Origin of the sequence: Bradyrhizobium sp. S3.2.6, from assembly GCF_040546885.1 — a bacterium.
Taxonomy (GTDB): Bacteria; Pseudomonadota; Alphaproteobacteria; order Rhizobiales; family Xanthobacteraceae; genus Bradyrhizobium; species Bradyrhizobium cytisi.
Map to the genome: position 1 here is coordinate 382115 of NZ_JBEPOS010000003.1, position 15799 is coordinate 397913.

The following is a 15799-nucleotide window of genomic DNA, read 5'->3' on the forward strand; positions in this document are numbered from 1 at the left end:
GTCTTGCCGAAATCGCTTGCTCCGTCGGGCAAAACACCTGTATCAAGGCAGGATCGCCAATCTCGCTTGCTGAACGGCAGAAGCTCTCCCCCCCGATCTCGTCATTGCGAGCGCGGCGAAGCAATCCAGAATCTTGCCGCGGGGACAGACTGGATTGCTTCGCTGCGCTCGCAATGACGGAGTGCGGGCGAGGAGCGCCGCCCTTCCAACTCACATTTCACACAGCTGCGCACTTTCACGGCGTTTCCCCCACAGCGCGGTGAACGCAACACGCGCTCGCCGCGACCAATGGCGGTCGCCGTCGGGGAGCCAAGGAAATCAAATGCTGGATGCCCAACACTTGATGTGGACGCAGATTGCCGCCGCCGTCTCAGTGCTGCTGTTTGGACTGATGCTGTTCAGCCTGGTCCGCACGTGGCGGCTGTTGCAGGCCGCGCGGGGCTGGGACAAGGTCGAGGGCATCATCACGGTCTCCCGGGTCGATCAGCCGGCGACGCACGCCTCGGACGATCGGAACGATGCCAGGCCCATCATCCGCTATCGCTATCAGGCCGGCGGCCAGGAGCTGGAAAGCGACAAGATCTTTGTCGGCGGGCCCACCATCACCACAAGGGTGCTCGCCGCAAAACTGGCCGGACGATATCCGGTCGGCGCGCATGTCGATGTCTACGTCGATCCGAAGCAACCGACCGAGACCCTGCTGGAGCCCGCCGAAGCGCAGAACGTCGCGGCGCTGGTGGCGTTCGCGATCGTGCTCGGCTTCATTGCCGCGACCCTGACCGCGCATTCACTGGCAGGTCGCGTGCTCTACGCCGACAAGGGCGTTCCGCTGTTCGCGTTCGCGCTGCCGATCATCGTGCTCGTGGGCGGCGTGTTCCTCGTCGCCGAATATGTCAGGACCCGCCGGCTCGCAAGCGCCAGCCTGCGCTGGCCGACCACAGCTGGCAGGATCACCCGTTGCGACGTGATCGAGGAGATCATCGAGGAGAAGACCGATCACGACGATAAGCCGACGACCACCGAGCTCCGACATCGCTATCAGGTCGCCCTGCGCTACGCCTACAGGGTCGGCAAGCGCGACTTCATCGGCACCGAAGTCGATTGGGGCGGCACCATGATCTCCGGGTTTCGCGAGGTCGCGGAAAAGGCCGCGGCGCGATATCATCCCGGGCAGAATGTCAAAGTTTATTACGATCCGGACCAGCCGGGACAGGCCGTGCTGGAGCCTGCGAGCCGGGAAGGCGCGCTGGGGCCGCTGATCGGCGCCGCGGTCTGTGCGATCGTCGGCGGCTCCTTTCTGACCATTTTGATCAAGGTGGGATTCGCGTAACGGGCCTTGGTGTCATTCCGGGGCGCGCGGAGCGCGAGCTATGATGCGCAATTGCGCATCTGAGAATCCATTGTGCAGCAAGTGTCGCCGATGAATGGATTCCGGGCTCGCGCCAAGCGGCGCGCCCCGGAATGACGGGGCCCCTCACCCCTTCGGCGGCGCCAGCGGCTGCAATATCTCCTGGAACGGCGCCAGCGCCTCGCAGCGATCGGCATGTGCGCTCAACGCCGGATAGCGCGCCGTGTCGAACAGTTGCGGATGCGCCTCGCGGGTGAAGCGTGTGACGCAGGCGACTGCGATGTCGGCATGGCCGATGCGGCCACCCAGCCAGTACGGCGTCGTCACCTTGGCGCGCTCGGCTTCCAGCACGCCGAGCACGTCGCCGATCTGCGCCTGGCAGCGCTCGACCCATAGCGCGAGCTGCTCCTTCCGCAGCACGCGTTCGTAGAGCAGGCTGACCGCCTTGTCGCCGAGGCCGGTCGCGAGCGCGCAAATCCGCAGATGCCGGCGCCGCTCGACGCCGCTTCGCGGCAGCATCGCCTTCTCGGGCCCGACGAGCTCGTCGAGATAGTCCAGAATGATCGTGCTCTCGATCAGCGCTTCGCCGTCATCGAGCACCAGGGTCGGCACGCGGCGCAACGGATTGTACGGCGCTATTCTGTCGGCATCGCCGAAGGTCGACCATGGCTTGTGCTCGAAGCTAAGGCCGTAGAGCCGCAGCGCAATCGCGACGCGGCGGACGAAGGGGGAATCATATTGGCCGATCAGGAACATGGTTCTCGCTCTTCTCTGGCGGTAGATGAGGCGGGGCCGATCAGTTTCCACGATGAGATCGCAGCAGCGCAAGGACAATCCTGGACATGGAGCATTGCGCCTGACGCAACGGCGCTCGCGACAGCGCCTCCCGGATGCGCTATGAAGGACGCCATCATGACAGTGACATCAGACATCACCCGGGAGCGGATCGCGGCAACCGAGGCCGTCATTCGCCCGCACATCCGGCGCACGCCGCTGCTCGCCGCCGACCTCGCCGATTTCGGACTGCCGGCCGCGCCCGTCATTTTCAAGCTCGAGCTGCTGCAGCATTCCGGATCGTTCAAGGCGCGGGGTGCGTTTGCCAATCTGCTGCTGCGGCAGGTGCCGCAAGCCGGTGTCGTCGCCGCATCCGGCGGCAATCACGGCGCGGCCGTCGCCTATGCGGCGCAGCGGCTCAAAATTCCTGCCACGATTTTCGTTCCCGACATCACCTCGCCCGCCAAGGCTGAGCGGATCAGGGGTTATGGCGCCGAGCTCGTGATCGCGGGCAACCGCTACGCCGATGCGCTTGCGGCCAGCGAAGCGAATGTCGAACGGACCGGCGCCATGGCCGTCCATGCCTACGATCAGATCGAAACCCTGCTCGGCCAGGGCAGTGTCGGACTGGAGCTGGAGCAGGACGCGCCCGGCATCGACACGCTGCTGGTGGCGGTCGGCGGCGGCGGGCTGATCGGCGGCATCGCGGCGTGGACCGCCGGCCGGACCCGCATCGTTGCCGTCGAGCCGGAGCTCTCACCGACCCTTCACGCCGCTTTCGCGGCAGGAGCCCCGGTCGACGCGCCGGCCAGCGGCCTCGCCGCCGACAGCCTCGCGCCACGGCGCGTCGGCGAATTGATGTTCCCGATCGCACGCGCCCATGTCGAGCAGGTCGTCCTGGTCAGCGACGATTCGATCCGGCAGGCCCAGGCCGCGCTGTGGTCGCGCCTGCGTCTGGTCGCCGAGCCGGGCGGCGCGGCGGCGTTTGCCGCATTGCTCTCCGGCCGTTATCGGCCGTCGGTAGGCGAACGTATCGCGGTACTTGTCTGCGGCGCCAACACGACGGCGGTGAACTTCGACAATTAGCGGAGGAACGGCGACGCTCACGCCTCGTCATTGCGAGCGCAGCGAAGCAATCCAGAATCGTTCCGCGGAGACAAAACTGGATTGCTTCGCTGCGCTCGCAATGACGGAAGGAGCCGCGCCCCACACTCGCTACTCGATGATCGGAACGTGCTTCGCCGCATCGCGCGGCACCGTGCAGTCGAGCCGCGGATCATCCGCCACCTCGATCTGGCGGCGGAACGGGATGAAGCCTGAGCGCTGATAGAACGCGACTGCCGACGGATGATCGAAGGTGCAGGTGTGCACCCAGACGCGACGCACATCGCCAGACCACGCGCTCCAGTGCGCGGTTCATCAGGAAGCGGGCGGCGCCGGTGCCGATCAGGCCTGCTGTGACGCCGAAATAGACCAGCTCGCACTGGCCGGGGTCGCGGAAATCCAGCTCGAGCAGGCCCTCGTCGCGACCGTCCACGACGAGCGCGTAGATTTCGATGCCCGGCGCTTGGATGATCGCGGCGAGCTGTGCGTCGTTCATGCGCAGCCGCGAGAGCCACAGCCATTCCTCGCCGACGCGACGGTGGAGATCGCGGTACCAATGAAGCGGAGGCGCATCGGCCTTGCGCAAGGTCCATGCGCCGGGCGGATCGTCGCGGGCAGCGGGGCGTGCGGTCATCTCCAGATGGGTGACGACGGCGGCGATCTTGCCGGCGGGGATGTCGGAATAGCCGTCGGGGAGGGGCATGGCGGTTTCCTGTGAAGCCGAGCGCGAGCCACATATTCTACGTCGTCCCGGCGGAGGCCGGGACCCATAACCACGAATGTAGATTGTCTTGCGACGCTGTAACAACGAGTCCCATGCACAACATCTGCTGCGGAGTATAGGTCCCGGCCTTCGCCGGGACGACAGAGGTGTTTGCAGCCGCGTCCTTCTGAGCCTCGCTCACCTTGGCGTCAGCGTGATCGCTTCCGCGGTCGCGGCTTCGACTGCGGAGAGGCTGTAGAGCAGCGGGACATACTGGCCGTTGGCCCAGAGCGGGGCGAGGTCGCGGTAGTGGCCGCTGAAGGGATCGCCGGACTGGCCGGGCGTGTTGATGGTGCGGCTCGCATCCCAATTGCCGACGTCGAGCACCATGCGGAACGAGGCGCCTGCCAAGAGCTGATAGTCGGAGCGGCGATAGGTGGCGGCGCGCGGCACGTTGGCGGCGCCGCCATAGGCGAGCGGGCCGACCGACAATTGCGCCGCGGTCGCCTTGTCGGCGAGCGGCATCAGCGCGTGATCGAACTTTGCGACATGGAGCCGGCCCCAGCGCCAGGTGGAGGGATCAGGACCGAGCTTGCCGGCGACATCGGCCACCGCCGCACCCAGGCTGTCGCGCAAGATCTGGTCGCGCGCAGCTGCGGGATCGACGCCGAACGACGCATCCGGCGATTCCAGCGCGGCGACGAGCGCCGGAATGCTGGAGGCCTCAGGCGCGATCAGGTCCGCCGCCTTGGGCGCCGTGGTTTTCAGCAGCCTGGGGCCGAGATGATTGGCGATCCAAACCTCGAACACGGCCGCCGCGGCGCTGTCGGCGGAATCGCGCGCGTCCCACGGCTTGAGCAGATCGAGACCCTGCTTCACGTTGACATCATCAGACGACAACGGCTGCAGCAGCTTGACCAGCCGGCGTCCCAGCATGGCGGTGTCGTCGTTCTGCAGATCCATGGCGTCGGCGAGCGTCACCTTGCTGTTGGCCGCGAGCACGTCGGTGATGCGCTGCCAGCGCGCGCTGTCGGACCATTCGAAGCCGACCCTGCGCTCGTTGACGGGATAATCGGGCGGCAGGTTCATGTGGTTCGCCGTGGCGAAAAAGCCCTGCTTGGGCTGATACGATTTCGGCAGCTCGTCGAGCGACAAGAATCCCTGCCATTCATAACGGCCATCGCCGGGCACCGGCATGAGGCCGTCGAAGTTGAGGCGGCGCGGCGTCTTGCCGGCGGCGACCCAGCCGATATTGCCCTTGGTGTCGGCATAGACCTGGTTCTCCGACGGCGCGCCCCAGCGCCGCATGGCGCCGAGAAAACCATTCCAGTCTTTCGCGGTCATGTAGTCCGACGAGCCGAAGTAAGCCGAGGTGCCGGGCTCGAACCAGATCGAGCGCACGGCGAAGGCGCGCTTGTTGGCGTCGTCGACGAAGATCACGGGGCCGTGGCGGGTGAACTTCAGCTCGAGATCGCGATCGGCCTCGCCCTTGACCTGCTGCTTCTCGTGGACGATGCGCATGTCCTCCCAGCCATTGCCGTAGCGATACTGGTTGGGATTTTGCGGATTGAGCTCGTAGACGTAGAGGTCTTCCTGGTCGACGTTGAAGATGGTGAGGCCGAAGGCGATGGTGCCATTGTGGCCGATCGAGATGCCGGGCAGCGCCGGCTCGCCGGCGCCGATCACGGAGATGCCGGGCGCATTGAGCCCGACGATGTAGCGGAGCGAGGGCACGCTGTGCTCGCGATGCGGATCGTTGGCGAGGATCGGACGGCCCGTCGCGGTGCGCGAAGCCGCGATCACCCAGTTGTTGGAGCCGATGGTGTCGCGCTGCTGATCGGCTTGAGTGAGGTATTTGTCGGGATCGTGCGCGAGCGCGGCCTTCTGGTCCTTTGGCGCGGCAAAGGCCACCGGGCGGGTCGCGAGATCGTAGGCCGCGAGCACGGCCTTCGGCACGCTGCAGGGGTCGAGCCCATCGGGGATTTTCGTGGTCCAGGCCGGTTCGAGCTTGACGCGAAACCGATCGGCATCGAGGCCGGCGGCGCACGCGACCAGCGAGCGCTTCACTTCGGAGGCGACGTTGCGGGTCAGGCCGTGGCTGCGGATGCGGACGACGTCATCGGCGACCCAAAAATCCGGCATGGTGCCGGCGATCCTGAACTCGATCGGCAGCGGTCGTTTTCCCGCGCGCACGTCGGCGACATAGGCGTTGACGCCGGCAACGAAGGCGTCCGCATAGGTCTTTGCCTTGGGGCCGTAGGCCGCCCACTCCGCATTCATGTCGCCGCGATAGAGAAACAGCCGCAGCGCCTTGTCCTGCTCGGTATAGACCTGGCCGAAATCCCTGGCGAGCAGGCCGAGCCCGCGCTTGCGCCAAAGATCGATCTGCCAGAGCCGGTCGCGCGCGGCGTTGAAACCTTGCAGGAAGAACAAATCGTGCTCGTTGCCGGCGTAGATGTGCGGAATGCCCCAGACGTCGACCAGGATCCGGGCGGGGGCGTTGAGACCGGCGACATCAGCCTTGACCTGGCGCGCGCTGCCGAGCGGGTTCGGTTTTTCGCGCGCGATGGCGGTCGAAGTGAGCAGCGCAGCGGAGATCGCCGCAGCGCAGAGCTTTTGGATGACCCGGTTGAAATCCGTGTTCATTGTCTTCTCCCGTTGTTGTTGATTGGGGCGCAACGCGCCCGCTATTCCCCCTCGTCGCTCGCCAGCACGCCCTTCACCGCGCGGGCCCAGCCGGCGAGCTTTCGATCGCGCGTGGCCTGGCTCATGTTCGGCTTGAAGCGGTGCTCGAGGCGCCAATTGTCGGCGAATTTCGTCGGCTCGGGATAGACGCCGGCCTGGAGACCGGCGAGATAGGCTGCACCGAGCGCGGTGGTCTCCTGGATCACGGGGCGATCGACCGGGGCGTCCAGGAGATCGGCGAGACGTTGCATGGTCCAGTCCGACGCGGTCATGCCGCCATCGACGCGGAGCACGACGCTCGCGATTTCCGAGCTCGGCCAGTCCGCGCGCATCGCGGCCCAGAGATCGAACGTCTGGTAGCAGACGCTTTCGAGCGCGGCATGTGCAAGCTCGGCCGGGCCGGTGTTGCGGGTGAGGCCGAACAGCGCGCCGCGCACGCGCGGATTCCAGTAGGGCGCGCCCATGCCGACGAAGGCCGGCACGAGATAGACGCTCTGCATGGAGTCTGACTGATCGGCAAGAGGTCCGGTTTCGGCGGCGTGCTTGATGATGCCGAGACCGTCGCGCAGCCATTGCACGGCCGAGCCTGCGACGAAGATCGAGCCTTCGAGCGCGTAGGTGCGTTTGCCGCCGAGCTGGTAGGCGATGGTGGTGAGCAGCTTGTTCTTCGAGACGACAGGCGTGGTGCCGGTGTTGAGCAGGGCAAAACAACCGGTGCCGTAGGTCGACTTCATCATTCCCGGACGAAAGCAGGCTTGCCCGATGGTCGCGGCCTGCTGGTCGCCGGCGATGCCGGAGATCGCGATCGCGCCGCCGAACAAATCCGGCGTGCTCTCGCCGAAATGGGCGGAGGAATCCTTCACCTCGGGCAGCATCGAGCGTGGCACGCCGATGATCTCGAGCAGCTCGTCGTCCCACTGTCCGGTGTGGATGTTGAACAGCAGCGTGCGCGAGGCATTGGTGGCATCGGTGGCGTGGACCTTGCCGCCGGTGAGGCGCCACAGCAGGTAGCAATCGACGGTGCCGAACATCAGCTCGCCGCGGGCGGCGCGCGCCCGTGCGCCGGGGACGTGGTCCAGGATCCAGGCGACCTTGGTGCCGGAGAAATAGGGATCGATGATCAGGCCGGTCTTTTGCGAGATCAGCGGCTCGCGGCCTTCGTGCTTGAGCTTCGCGCAGATGTCGGCGGTGCGGCGGTCCTGCCAGACGATGGCGCGGTGCACGGCTTGTCCCGTGGCGCGATCCCACACCACGGTGGTCTCGCGCTGGTTGGTGATGCCGATCGCGGCGATGTCCTTCGCCGTGATGCCCGCCTTCTCGATTGCGTCGCGGCAGACCGTCACGGTCGAGGTCCAGATGTCCTCCGGCTCGTGCTCGACCCAGCCCGAAGCCGGAAAATGCTGCGGAAACTCGGCTTGCGCACGCGCAGCAATCGAGATGTCGCTGCGAAACACGATCGCACGCGAGGAGGTTGTGCCCTGGTCGATGGCGAGGACGAAAGACATGGAAGCTTACCCTGGCGTTCTCTTGGCGTAGTCTTGGCGTTCCCCTGAGGGGGATCATTGTGTCGCGCCAAAAGGAGCGGATTAGGGCAGGAAGGTCAAGGCCGCCGCATGTGGCGCTTGAGGACTGTGAACCTGCTTGGCCTCGTGGTTCGAGACGCGCCGTAAGGCGGCGCTCCTCACCATGAGGGTCTTAGAGCGTAGGGTTTGGATCAAGGTTTTGAAACGAGACCTCATCCTGAGGAGCCCGCCAAAGCGGGCGTCTCGAAGGATGGGCCGCGAGCAAGCCGCTGGCCCGGAGACTAGGATGGCGGGAGCGAAGATGCTACATCCCCGGACCGGCAATCCGGGGCGGCATGACATTCACTTCGTTTCAGTTCGGCATCTTCGTTGCGGTGGTGTTCGGCGCCTATTATTTGCCGCCGTTGCGCCGCTTCCAGGTCCAGCTGCTGGTGCTCGCAAGCCTGGTGTTCTATGGCTCCGGCCAGCCGGAACTGCTGCCGCTATTGCTGCTTGCCGTGCTCGGAACCTATCTCTGCCTGGTGCTGGCGTTCGACAACCGCGCGCTCTGGATGCCGGCCGGCATCGTGTTCAATCTCGCGCTGCTGGCGTTCTTCAAATACAAGCTGCTGTTCATCGACTTAGCCGCGGTTCACCCGACCGGCGTCGCACCGCTGGATGTGCTGCTGCGATTGCCGCTGCCGATCGGCATCTCGTTCTTCGTGTTCCACAATATCAGCCTGCTGGTCGACCTGACGCGCGAGAAGCAGCCGCCGCCACTGCGCGACGTGTTCCTCTACATCATCTTTTTCCCGCAGCTCGTGTCCGGGCCGATCACCCGCGCGGGGCAGTTCATGCCGCAGATCGCGCCCAAACGGCTCGCTGAGGTCGATGTCGTCGCGGCCGCAAAATGGGTCCTGACCGGCTTCTTCTTCAAGCTCTACGTCGCGAACAATCTCAACGAGATGACGTCCTACATGGACTATCCGCTCTACGAGACCGTGTCGACGCCGGACCGCTGGCTGCTCGTGTTCCTGTACAGCTACCAGATCTATGCCGATTTCTTCGGCTATTCGGCGATTGCGCTTGGCCTGGCGCTGCTGTTCGGCTATCGCCTGCCCGTCAACTTTGACCTGCCCTACATCGCGGTCTCGTTCTCCGAGTTCTGGACTCGCTGGCACATCTCGCTGTCGACCTGGCTCAGGACCTATCTCTACATCCCGCTCGGCGGCAACAGGAAGGGGCCGGCCCGGACCTGCCTCAATCTGATGATCGTGATGACGCTCGGCGGGCTCTGGCATGGCGCGAGCCTGAGCTACGCGCTGTGGGGCATGCTGCACGGCCTGCTGCTGGTCGTCGAGCGGCCGTTCCTGAGATTTCTCGGCGAAGCCGGGCCTGTGGTGCGGGTCGCCCGCATGGGCGTGGTGTTTTTCTCCGTGACGATGCTCTGGATCTTCTTCAAGCTGCCGAACTTCGATCACGCGCTCGGCTATCTCGCAGGGATGTTCGCGCCGACTGACAATCCCAATCCGACAAAGCTGTTCCGCAACATGGCGCTGCTCTACGCCCTCCCCGTCCTGATCCAGCACCTTGGCATCGGTGCGCTCCTGGAGGGCAAGCTGCGGCGATGGGAGCCGTACCTCTATGGCGCGCTGGCGGCGATGGCCTGGCTCGAGGCCGGGCCGGACGCCGCCTTCATCTATTTCCAGTTCTGACCATGCCGCAGTCACCGAGACTTTCATGGCTGATCAAATGCGCGGGCGTCGCGGTGGCGCTGCTGCTCGCCTGCAGCCTTGCCACCGCGCGTTTCGGCTTCGGGCTGCGGCAGCCGACCGTCACCACCCGCGACGGCACCATCATCACGCTCAACCGCTATGTCGGGGAGCCCGTACCTGACCTCGTGCTGGTCGGCAGCTCGGTCGCCTGGCGTCTGAAGGAGGAATATTTCACACGCCCCCGCGTCCGCAATCTCGCGCTCGCCGGCGGCTCGCCGGTGACCAGCCTGGACATCGTCGCGAAGCGGAAAAGCCTGCCGAAGATCGTCCTGATCGAGACCAACGTTCTCACGCGCCTGCCCGACGACGCGCTGATCGCCAAATTTTCCGGCGGCGCGCGCACCGAGACGCTATTCCTGCGCCCGGTGCGAACGGCGGTTGCGGCCTATGAAACGTGGAATCACACGCCGCCGAATCCTGCAGACGCGCGCGCCGAACGGGATCGCCTGCTCAAGGAGCCGCCGAGCACATTCGACAACAGGGTCTATCTCGACCGTGCCGTGCAACAGATGAATGACGACGACCCCACCGCTCCGGCGCAAGCGAACGTGGCGCGCATCAGACAGCTGATCGACGACATCGAGCGGCGGGGATCACGCGCCTTCCTGCTCGAGATCCCCTTCGCGGCGGAGATCGAGGATTCGCGCATGGTCAGGATGAGCAAGGCGATCGTCCACGCGGCCTTCCCGGATCGCGGGCGTTGGCTGCCGATCGATCCGCCGTCGGGCGAACTGCGCTGGGCCGACGGCGTGCACCTGGACGAGCGATCGGCCCTGCTCGTCGTGCGCGCGATCGAAGGTGCCCTGGCCGAGCGCGACCGGTAGCGGCCGTTGTTGCTCCGCTGATTCCGCTTGTTCGGTGTCATCGCCCGGCTTGACCGGGCGATGACGGCGGAGGCTTAAAACTCGTTTGCGATCTTCGACAGCATACCGAGCAGCGCTTCGCGGTTGGCTTGGCCCAGCAGCTCGTTCAGCCGTGACTCGTGCTTGGTGGCGACGAGCTTCTTGGCGCGCGTCAGCACGGCCTTGCCCTTGTCGGTCAAAACGAGAATATGCGAGCGGCGGTCGTTGGTGGAGCGGATCCGGGCGCAGAGGTCGCGGCTCTCGAGATTATCGAGCAGGGCGACGAAATTCGGCCGGAGGATGCCGAGGGTCGAGGCGATCTCGGTCTGGTTACGGCCCGGGTTCTTCTCCACCAGCAGCAGCACCGAAAACTGCGCCGGCGTCAGCTGGAGCGAGGCCACGCAGCGCAAGAAGTTCTCGAACACCTTGAGCTGGGCGCGCTTGAGCACGTAGCCGAGCTGTTCCGAGAGCTCGCCGAGCTGGAGGGCTTCGGGCAGGCCCTCGGCGGCATCCTTGCGGCCCTTGGCCCCGTCGCCAGGCTTTTCAGAGGACTTTTCAGCGGTTTTGGAAACGGTCATCGCCTCGTGCTCGTAATCCCGCTAAATTCGGGAGGGATGGTTCGCGGCCCTTGAGATTATATTTGATAATTGTTATGGACCATATCAAATATCGTCAGCGTATTTCAATGGCTGTGAACGGACCATCCACCGCGATCGCGGAGACCGGTCCTTAATCTTTGAGGGGGAGCGTCCGGTCTTGAACACCACCATCATGCTGTTCCTGCTGCAGGATGGCATCACCAATGGCGCGATCTATGCGCTGCTCGGCCTGGCGCTGGTGCTGGTATTTGCCGTCACCCGCGTCATTCTGATCCCCCAGGGCGAGTTCGTCACCTATGGCGCGCTGACCTATGCCTCGCTGGCCTCGGGCCAGATGCCGGGCACGGCCAAGCTGGCGCTCGCCATGGGCACCGTCGCCTTCGCTTTCGACCTGTTCGTTGCCCGCAAGGCGCTGCATGGCCGGCTGATCGTCCGCAGCGTCCTCGCCAACATCGTGTTGCCGGCCATCGTGCTGGCGGTGACGCTGTACTTCGCCGGCCAGAAGCCGCCGGTTGCGGTCTGCATCGCGCTGTCGCTGCTGATCGTCGCGATGATCGGCCTGTTTCTGTATCGCATCGCGTTCCAGCCGCTGGCGCACACCTCGGTGCTGGTGCTGCTGATCGCCTCGGTCGGCGTCCATCTGGCGCTGCAGGGGCTGGGCCTCTTGTTCTTCGGCGCCGAGGGCCAGCGCGGCCCTGCCGTGCTCTCCGGCGCGTTCACCGCGGGCTCGCTGCGCTTCACCGGCCAGAGCATCACGGTCTACGGCATCACCATCGCCTTCATCGTCGGGCTCTGGCTGTTCTTCGGGCTGACGCTTTACGGCAAGGCGCTGCGCGCCACCGCCGTCAACCGGCTCGGCGCGCGGCTCGCCGGCATCCGCACCACGCTGTCGGGCCAGATCGCCTTCCTGCTGGCCTCCGTCATCGGTGCGCTGTCGGGCATCATGATCGTGCCGATCACGACGCTTTACTATGACTCGGGCTTCCTGATCGGCCTGAAGGGCTTCGTCGCCGCGATCATCGGCGGCCTCGTCAGCTATCCCCTCACGGCGGTCGCAGCCCTCTTCGTTGGCATCGTCGAGGCGTTCTCGTCCTTCTATGCCTCCAACTACAAGGAGGTGATCGTGTTCATGCTCCTGATCCCCGTGCTGCTGCTGCGGTCGCTAGCCGCACCTGCCGTCGAGGAAGAGAAGGACTGACGCCTAAGATGCAGAGCCGGATTCCCATCCTCATCTTCGCAGCTTTGATGGCAGCGATCCCGTTCGTCCCGGGCATGCCGCCGTTCTGGATCGTGCTGCTCGACAATATCGGCCTCACCGCGCTGGTCGCGATGGGCCTCGTGCTGCTCACCGGTGTCGGTGGCCTGACCTCGTTCGGCCAGGCCGCCTTCGTCGGCTTCGGCGCCTACACCACGGCGCTGCTGACGACGGCTTACGGACTGTCGCCGTGGCTGACCTTGCCGCTCTCGCTCGTGGTCAGTGGATTGCTTGCGGTGCTGCTCGGCCTGGTTACGGTCCGCCTCTCCGGCCATTATCTGCCGCTCGGCACGCTGGCCTGGGGGCTCGGCCTGTTCTACCTCTTCAGCAAGCTGGAATTCCTCGGGCGTAACGACGGCATCTCGGCGATCCCGCCGCTGTCGATCGGCACGTTCAGGATGCTCTCACCCGGCTCGATCTACTTTGCGATCTGGGTCGCGGTCATCCTCTCGGCCCTGCTCACGATGAACCTGCTGGACTCCCGCACCGGCCGTGCCATCCGCGCGCTGCGGCGCGGCCATGTGGCGGCCGAAGCGTTCGGCGTGCACACGCCGCGCGCGAAGCTGCTGGTGTTCATCCACGCCGCCGTGCTTGCGGGCCTCTCCGGCTGGCTTTACGCCCATCTCCAGCGCGCGGTGAACCCGACGCCGTTCGGCGCGCAGGCCGGCATCGAATATCTCTTCATCGCGGTGGTCGGCGGCGCCGGTTATGTCTGGGGCGGCGTGCTGGGTGCTGCGATCGTCGTGATCCTGAAAGAGGTGCTGCAGAGCTACCTGCCGCTGATCCTGCCCGGCTCCGGCCAGGTCGAGACCATCGTGTTCGGCATCCTGCTGGTGGCGCTGCTGCAGCTCGCACCCGGCGGCGTCTGGCCCTGGCTGATGTCATTCCTGCCCGAGCGCACGGCTGGCAGGAAGCCGGACACCTCGCTGAAGCTGGAGGCGCGACCCCGCCCGCCCGGCCAATCCAGCGTGCTGCTCCAGGTCGAGAAGGCGCGCAAGCAGTTCGGCGGCGTGGTCGCCGTCAACAATGTCTCCTTCGAGGTCCAGGCCGGCGAGATCGTCGCGCTGATCGGCCCCAACGGCGCCGGCAAGAGCACCACCTTCAACCTGATCACCGGCGTGCTGTCGGCGACCTCGGGCTCGATCTCGGTGCTCGGCAGGAAAGTGGATCGCGCGCCGCCGCAGGAGATCGTCAAGCTCGGCATCTCCCGCACCTTCCAGCACGTCAAGCTCGTGCCCGATATGACCGTGCTGGAGAATGTCGCGATCGGCGCGCATCTGCGCGGCCATTCCGGGCCGCTCGCCTCGATGCTGCGTCTCGACCGCGCCGACGAGGCAAAATTGCTTGCGGAGGCCGCCCGCCAGATCGAGCGCGTCGGCCTCGCCGACCAGATGCATCAACTCGCAGGATCTCTGTCGCTCGGCCAACAGCGCATCGTCGAGATCGCCCGCGCGCTGTGCGTCGATCCGATGCTGCTGCTGCTCGACGAGCCCGCGGCCGGCCTGCGTCACATGGAAAAGCAGCAGCTTGCGAAATTGCTGCGCGATTTGCGCGACGGCGGCATGAGCGTGCTGCTGGTCGAGCACGACATGGGCTTTGTGATGAATCTCGCCGACCGCATCGTGGTGCTGGATTTCGGCACCAAGATCGCGGAAGGCACGCCTGCCACGATCAAGACCAATCCCGAAGTGATCAAGGCCTATCTCGGAGTGGCGGCATGAGCGCGCTGTTGTCCGTCACCGATGCGCATGTCGCCTACGGCAAGGTCGAGGCCGTCCGCTCGGTCGCACTCGAGGTCGGCGAGAACCAGATCGTCACCATCGTCGGCGCCAATGGCGCCGGCAAGACCACGCTGCTCTCGGCCATCATGGGCATCCTGCCGTTGAAGGGCCGTGTCGCCTTTGCCGGCCAGGACCTGGCCCGGCTCGACATCGAGGACCGCGTCGCGATGGGGCTCGGCCTCGTGCCGGAGCACCGCGAATTGTTCGTGACCATGAATGTCGAGGACAATCTCGAGCTAGGCGCCTTCCGCATCGAGAGAAGCAAGGCAAAGGCCTCGATCGAGCAGGTCTATGCGCTGTTTCCGCGGCTCAAGGAGCGGCGCAAGCAGCTTGCCGGCACGCTCTCCGGCGGTGAGCAGCAGATGCTCGCCATGGGCCGTGCGCTGATGGGCGCGCCGAAGCTCCTGATGTTGGACGAGCCGAGCCTCGGCCTCGCGCCGATCATCGTCGCCGATATTTTCCGCATCATCACCGAGCTGCGCGCCAGCGGCGTGTCCGTGCTGCTGGTCGAGCAGAACGCGCAGGCCGCGCTGAAGATCGCCGACCAGGCCTATGTGATGGAGCTCGGCGAGTTCGTGCTCAGCGGCAAGGCCAGCGACATCGCGGCGAACGAGGCGGTGGCGGCGAGCTATCTCGGCTTCCAGCACGAAGGCGCAAGCGTGCTATAACTACGTGCGGCTCGCCGTCCGCACAAAACCCCAGGCGGCGATCGCGGCCATCAGCAGCGAGATCAGCACGTTGTAGCCGGCGAGCGACAGGCCGAGGAAGCGCCACTGCACCTCGTCGCAACGCACCACCTTGACGGTGTCGAGCCGCAACAGCAGATCGCCGGCGCTGCCGAGATTTCCGACCGGACCCGTGCAGTCGGTCGGCCCCTTCCACAACCCCCATTCGACGCCCGAGTGATAGGTGCCGAGGCCGGCATTGGCGAGCGCCGCCAGCGCGAGGAGCGCGAGCCCGGCCAGCAGCAGCGGCCGCGGCGCGCCGCTCCGCGCTGCGAGCGCCGTGAGCGCACCGAGCGCGATCGCGAGATAATAGGCGTAGCGCTGCTCGAGGCAGAGCGGACAGGGCAGAATCTCCAGCACGAGCTGAAAGAACCAGGCGCCCGCGATTGTCGCCGCCGCGATCAGCGTGACCGCCAGCGAGGCGGTCAGCGCCGGCGTACTGGCCGGTCGAAACGCGGGTATTACGGCACTCTGGGTCGTCACGGCGGCCTCTCCAGATGGGACGTGGCCCTAAGCCTCTAACCCTGGCCGGTGCGGCTGTCGAGAACGGCCGGGATCACTTTGGCGCGGGTTGACCTCGCTTTGTCCATGGCTGTAGTCCGCCGGCTTCGCAACGCCCTCATTCGGAAGGCGACGTCGCCGGCCAGCTGGGCGATAAAATCAGAAATAAAACTTTTAGTTGATTTGCACGCCCCGCGATGCAATG

Annotated in this window: 12 protein-coding genes and 1 pseudogene; 7 read left to right on the forward strand and 6 right to left on the reverse strand. The window is 65.6% G+C overall.

Annotated features, from left to right (window positions below; translation table 11 throughout):
* Positions 1 to 322: 322 nt before the first annotated feature.
* Complete coding sequence (locus tag ABID58_RS09585; RefSeq protein WP_148755304.1) at positions 323 to 1330, forward strand: DUF3592 domain-containing protein; 1008 nt, start codon at positions 323 to 325, stop codon at positions 1328 to 1330.
* Between the two features lie 144 nt (positions 1331 to 1474).
* Here the strand turns inward: ABID58_RS09585 and ABID58_RS09590 are convergent, their stop codons facing one another.
* Positions 1475 to 2104, reverse strand: a complete 630-nt coding sequence (locus tag ABID58_RS09590) for a glutathione S-transferase family protein (protein WP_354032438.1) — start codon at positions 2102 to 2104, stop codon at positions 1475 to 1477.
* Positions 2105 to 2260: 156 nt separating this feature from the next.
* Between ABID58_RS09590 and ABID58_RS09595 the strand changes: the two genes are divergently transcribed.
* On the forward strand, positions 2261 to 3208 hold the full coding sequence (locus ABID58_RS09595) for a threonine/serine dehydratase (protein WP_354032439.1): 948 nt from the start codon (positions 2261 to 2263) through the stop codon (positions 3206 to 3208).
* Between the two features lie 129 nt (positions 3209 to 3337).
* Here ABID58_RS09595 and ABID58_RS09600 read toward each other — a convergent pair.
* The 3 genes and pseudogenes from ABID58_RS09600 to glpK form a co-directional block, all read right to left on the reverse strand.
* Positions 3338 to 3929, reverse strand: a pseudogene (locus tag ABID58_RS09600) (GNAT family N-acetyltransferase).
* Between the two features lie 198 nt (positions 3930 to 4127).
* Positions 4128 to 6575 carry a penicillin acylase family protein gene (locus ABID58_RS09605; RefSeq protein WP_354032440.1) on the reverse strand — a complete coding sequence of 816 codons (2448 nt, stop codon included), beginning with the start codon at positions 6573 to 6575 and terminating at the stop codon, positions 4128 to 4130.
* Positions 6576 to 6616: 41 nt separating this feature from the next.
* The gene (gene glpK / locus ABID58_RS09610) at positions 6617 to 8119 is read right to left on the reverse strand and encodes a glycerol kinase GlpK (protein WP_354032441.1); all 1503 of its coding nucleotides are present in this window, start codon (positions 8117 to 8119) and stop codon (positions 6617 to 6619) included.
* A gap of 353 nt (positions 8120 to 8472) precedes the next feature.
* On the opposite strand from glpK, the gene ABID58_RS09615 reads away from it, so the two are divergent.
* Together ABID58_RS09615 and ABID58_RS09620 are read left to right on the forward strand one after the other, a co-directional pair.
* Positions 8473 to 9831 (forward strand): MBOAT family O-acyltransferase, encoded by a 1359-nt coding sequence (locus tag ABID58_RS09615; protein WP_354032442.1) that lies wholly within the window; start codon positions 8473 to 8475, stop codon positions 9829 to 9831.
* Positions 9832 to 9884: 53 nt separating this feature from the next.
* The gene (locus ABID58_RS09620; protein WP_354032443.1) at positions 9885 to 10715 is read left to right on the forward strand and encodes a hypothetical protein; all 831 of its coding nucleotides are present in this window, start codon (positions 9885 to 9887) and stop codon (positions 10713 to 10715) included.
* Positions 10716 to 10789: 74 nt separating this feature from the next.
* On the opposite strand, the gene ABID58_RS09625 is transcribed toward ABID58_RS09620, so the two are convergent.
* Positions 10790 to 11311: a MarR family winged helix-turn-helix transcriptional regulator gene (locus ABID58_RS09625; RefSeq protein ID WP_148755312.1), complete on the reverse strand. Its 522-nt coding sequence runs from the start codon at positions 11309 to 11311 to the stop codon at positions 10790 to 10792.
* 178 nt (positions 11312 to 11489) lie between these two features.
* Here ABID58_RS09625 and ABID58_RS09630 point away from each other — a divergent pair, with 178 nt between their 5' ends.
* From ABID58_RS09630 to ABID58_RS09640, 3 genes are read left to right on the forward strand one after another with little or no spacing between them, the layout of a single operon-like run.
* Entirely contained in the window at positions 11490 to 12530 is a 1041-nt protein-coding gene (locus ABID58_RS09630) for a branched-chain amino acid ABC transporter permease (RefSeq protein ID WP_187435330.1), read from the forward strand.
* Positions 12531 to 12538: 8 nt separating this feature from the next.
* On the forward strand, positions 12539 to 14308 hold the full coding sequence (locus ABID58_RS09635; RefSeq protein WP_354032444.1) for a branched-chain amino acid ABC transporter ATP-binding protein/permease: 1770 nt from the start codon (positions 12539 to 12541) through the stop codon (positions 14306 to 14308).
* Positions 14305 to 15036: an ABC transporter ATP-binding protein gene (locus ABID58_RS09640; RefSeq protein ID WP_354032445.1), complete on the forward strand. Its 732-nt coding sequence runs from the start codon at positions 14305 to 14307 to the stop codon at positions 15034 to 15036. Before ABID58_RS09635 ends, ABID58_RS09640 begins: the two co-directional genes overlap by 4 nt.
* On the opposite strand, the gene ABID58_RS09645 is transcribed toward ABID58_RS09640, so the two are convergent.
* Positions 15037 to 15576: a disulfide bond formation protein B gene (locus tag ABID58_RS09645; RefSeq protein WP_354032446.1), complete on the reverse strand. Its 540-nt coding sequence runs from the start codon at positions 15574 to 15576 to the stop codon at positions 15037 to 15039.
* Positions 15577 to 15799 lie beyond the last annotated feature (223 nt).

Excerpts from the sequence above, each read along its gene's own strand:
- ABID58_RS09595 (WP_354032439.1), top strand. The coding sequence starts at position 2,261 with ATGACAGTGACATCAGACATCACCCGGGAGCGGATCGCGGCAACCGAG.
- ABID58_RS09615 (WP_354032442.1), top strand. The coding sequence starts at position 8,473 with ATGACATTCACTTCGTTTCAGTTCGGCATCTTCGTTGCGGTGGTGTTC.
- ABID58_RS09635 (WP_354032444.1), top strand. The coding sequence starts at position 12,539 with ATGCAGAGCCGGATTCCCATCCTCATCTTCGCAGCTTTGATGGCAGCG.
- ABID58_RS09640 (WP_354032445.1), top strand. The coding sequence starts at position 14,305 with ATGAGCGCGCTGTTGTCCGTCACCGATGCGCATGTCGCCTACGGCAAG.
- ABID58_RS09590 (WP_354032438.1), bottom strand. The coding sequence starts at position 2,104 with ATGTTCCTGATCGGCCAATATGATTCCCCCTTCGTCCGCCGCGTCGCG.
- glpK (WP_354032441.1), bottom strand. The coding sequence starts at position 8,119 with ATGTCTTTCGTCCTCGCCATCGACCAGGGCACAACCTCCTCGCGTGCG.
- ABID58_RS09625 (WP_148755312.1), bottom strand. The coding sequence starts at position 11,311 with ATGACCGTTTCCAAAACCGCTGAAAAGTCCTCTGAAAAGCCTGGCGAC.
- ABID58_RS09605 (WP_354032440.1), bottom strand. The coding sequence starts at position 6,575 with ATGAACACGGATTTCAACCGGGTCATCCAAAAGCTCTGCGCTGCGGCG.
- ABID58_RS09585 (WP_148755304.1), top strand. The coding sequence starts at position 323 with ATGCTGGATGCCCAACACTTGATGTGGACGCAGATTGCCGCCGCCGTC.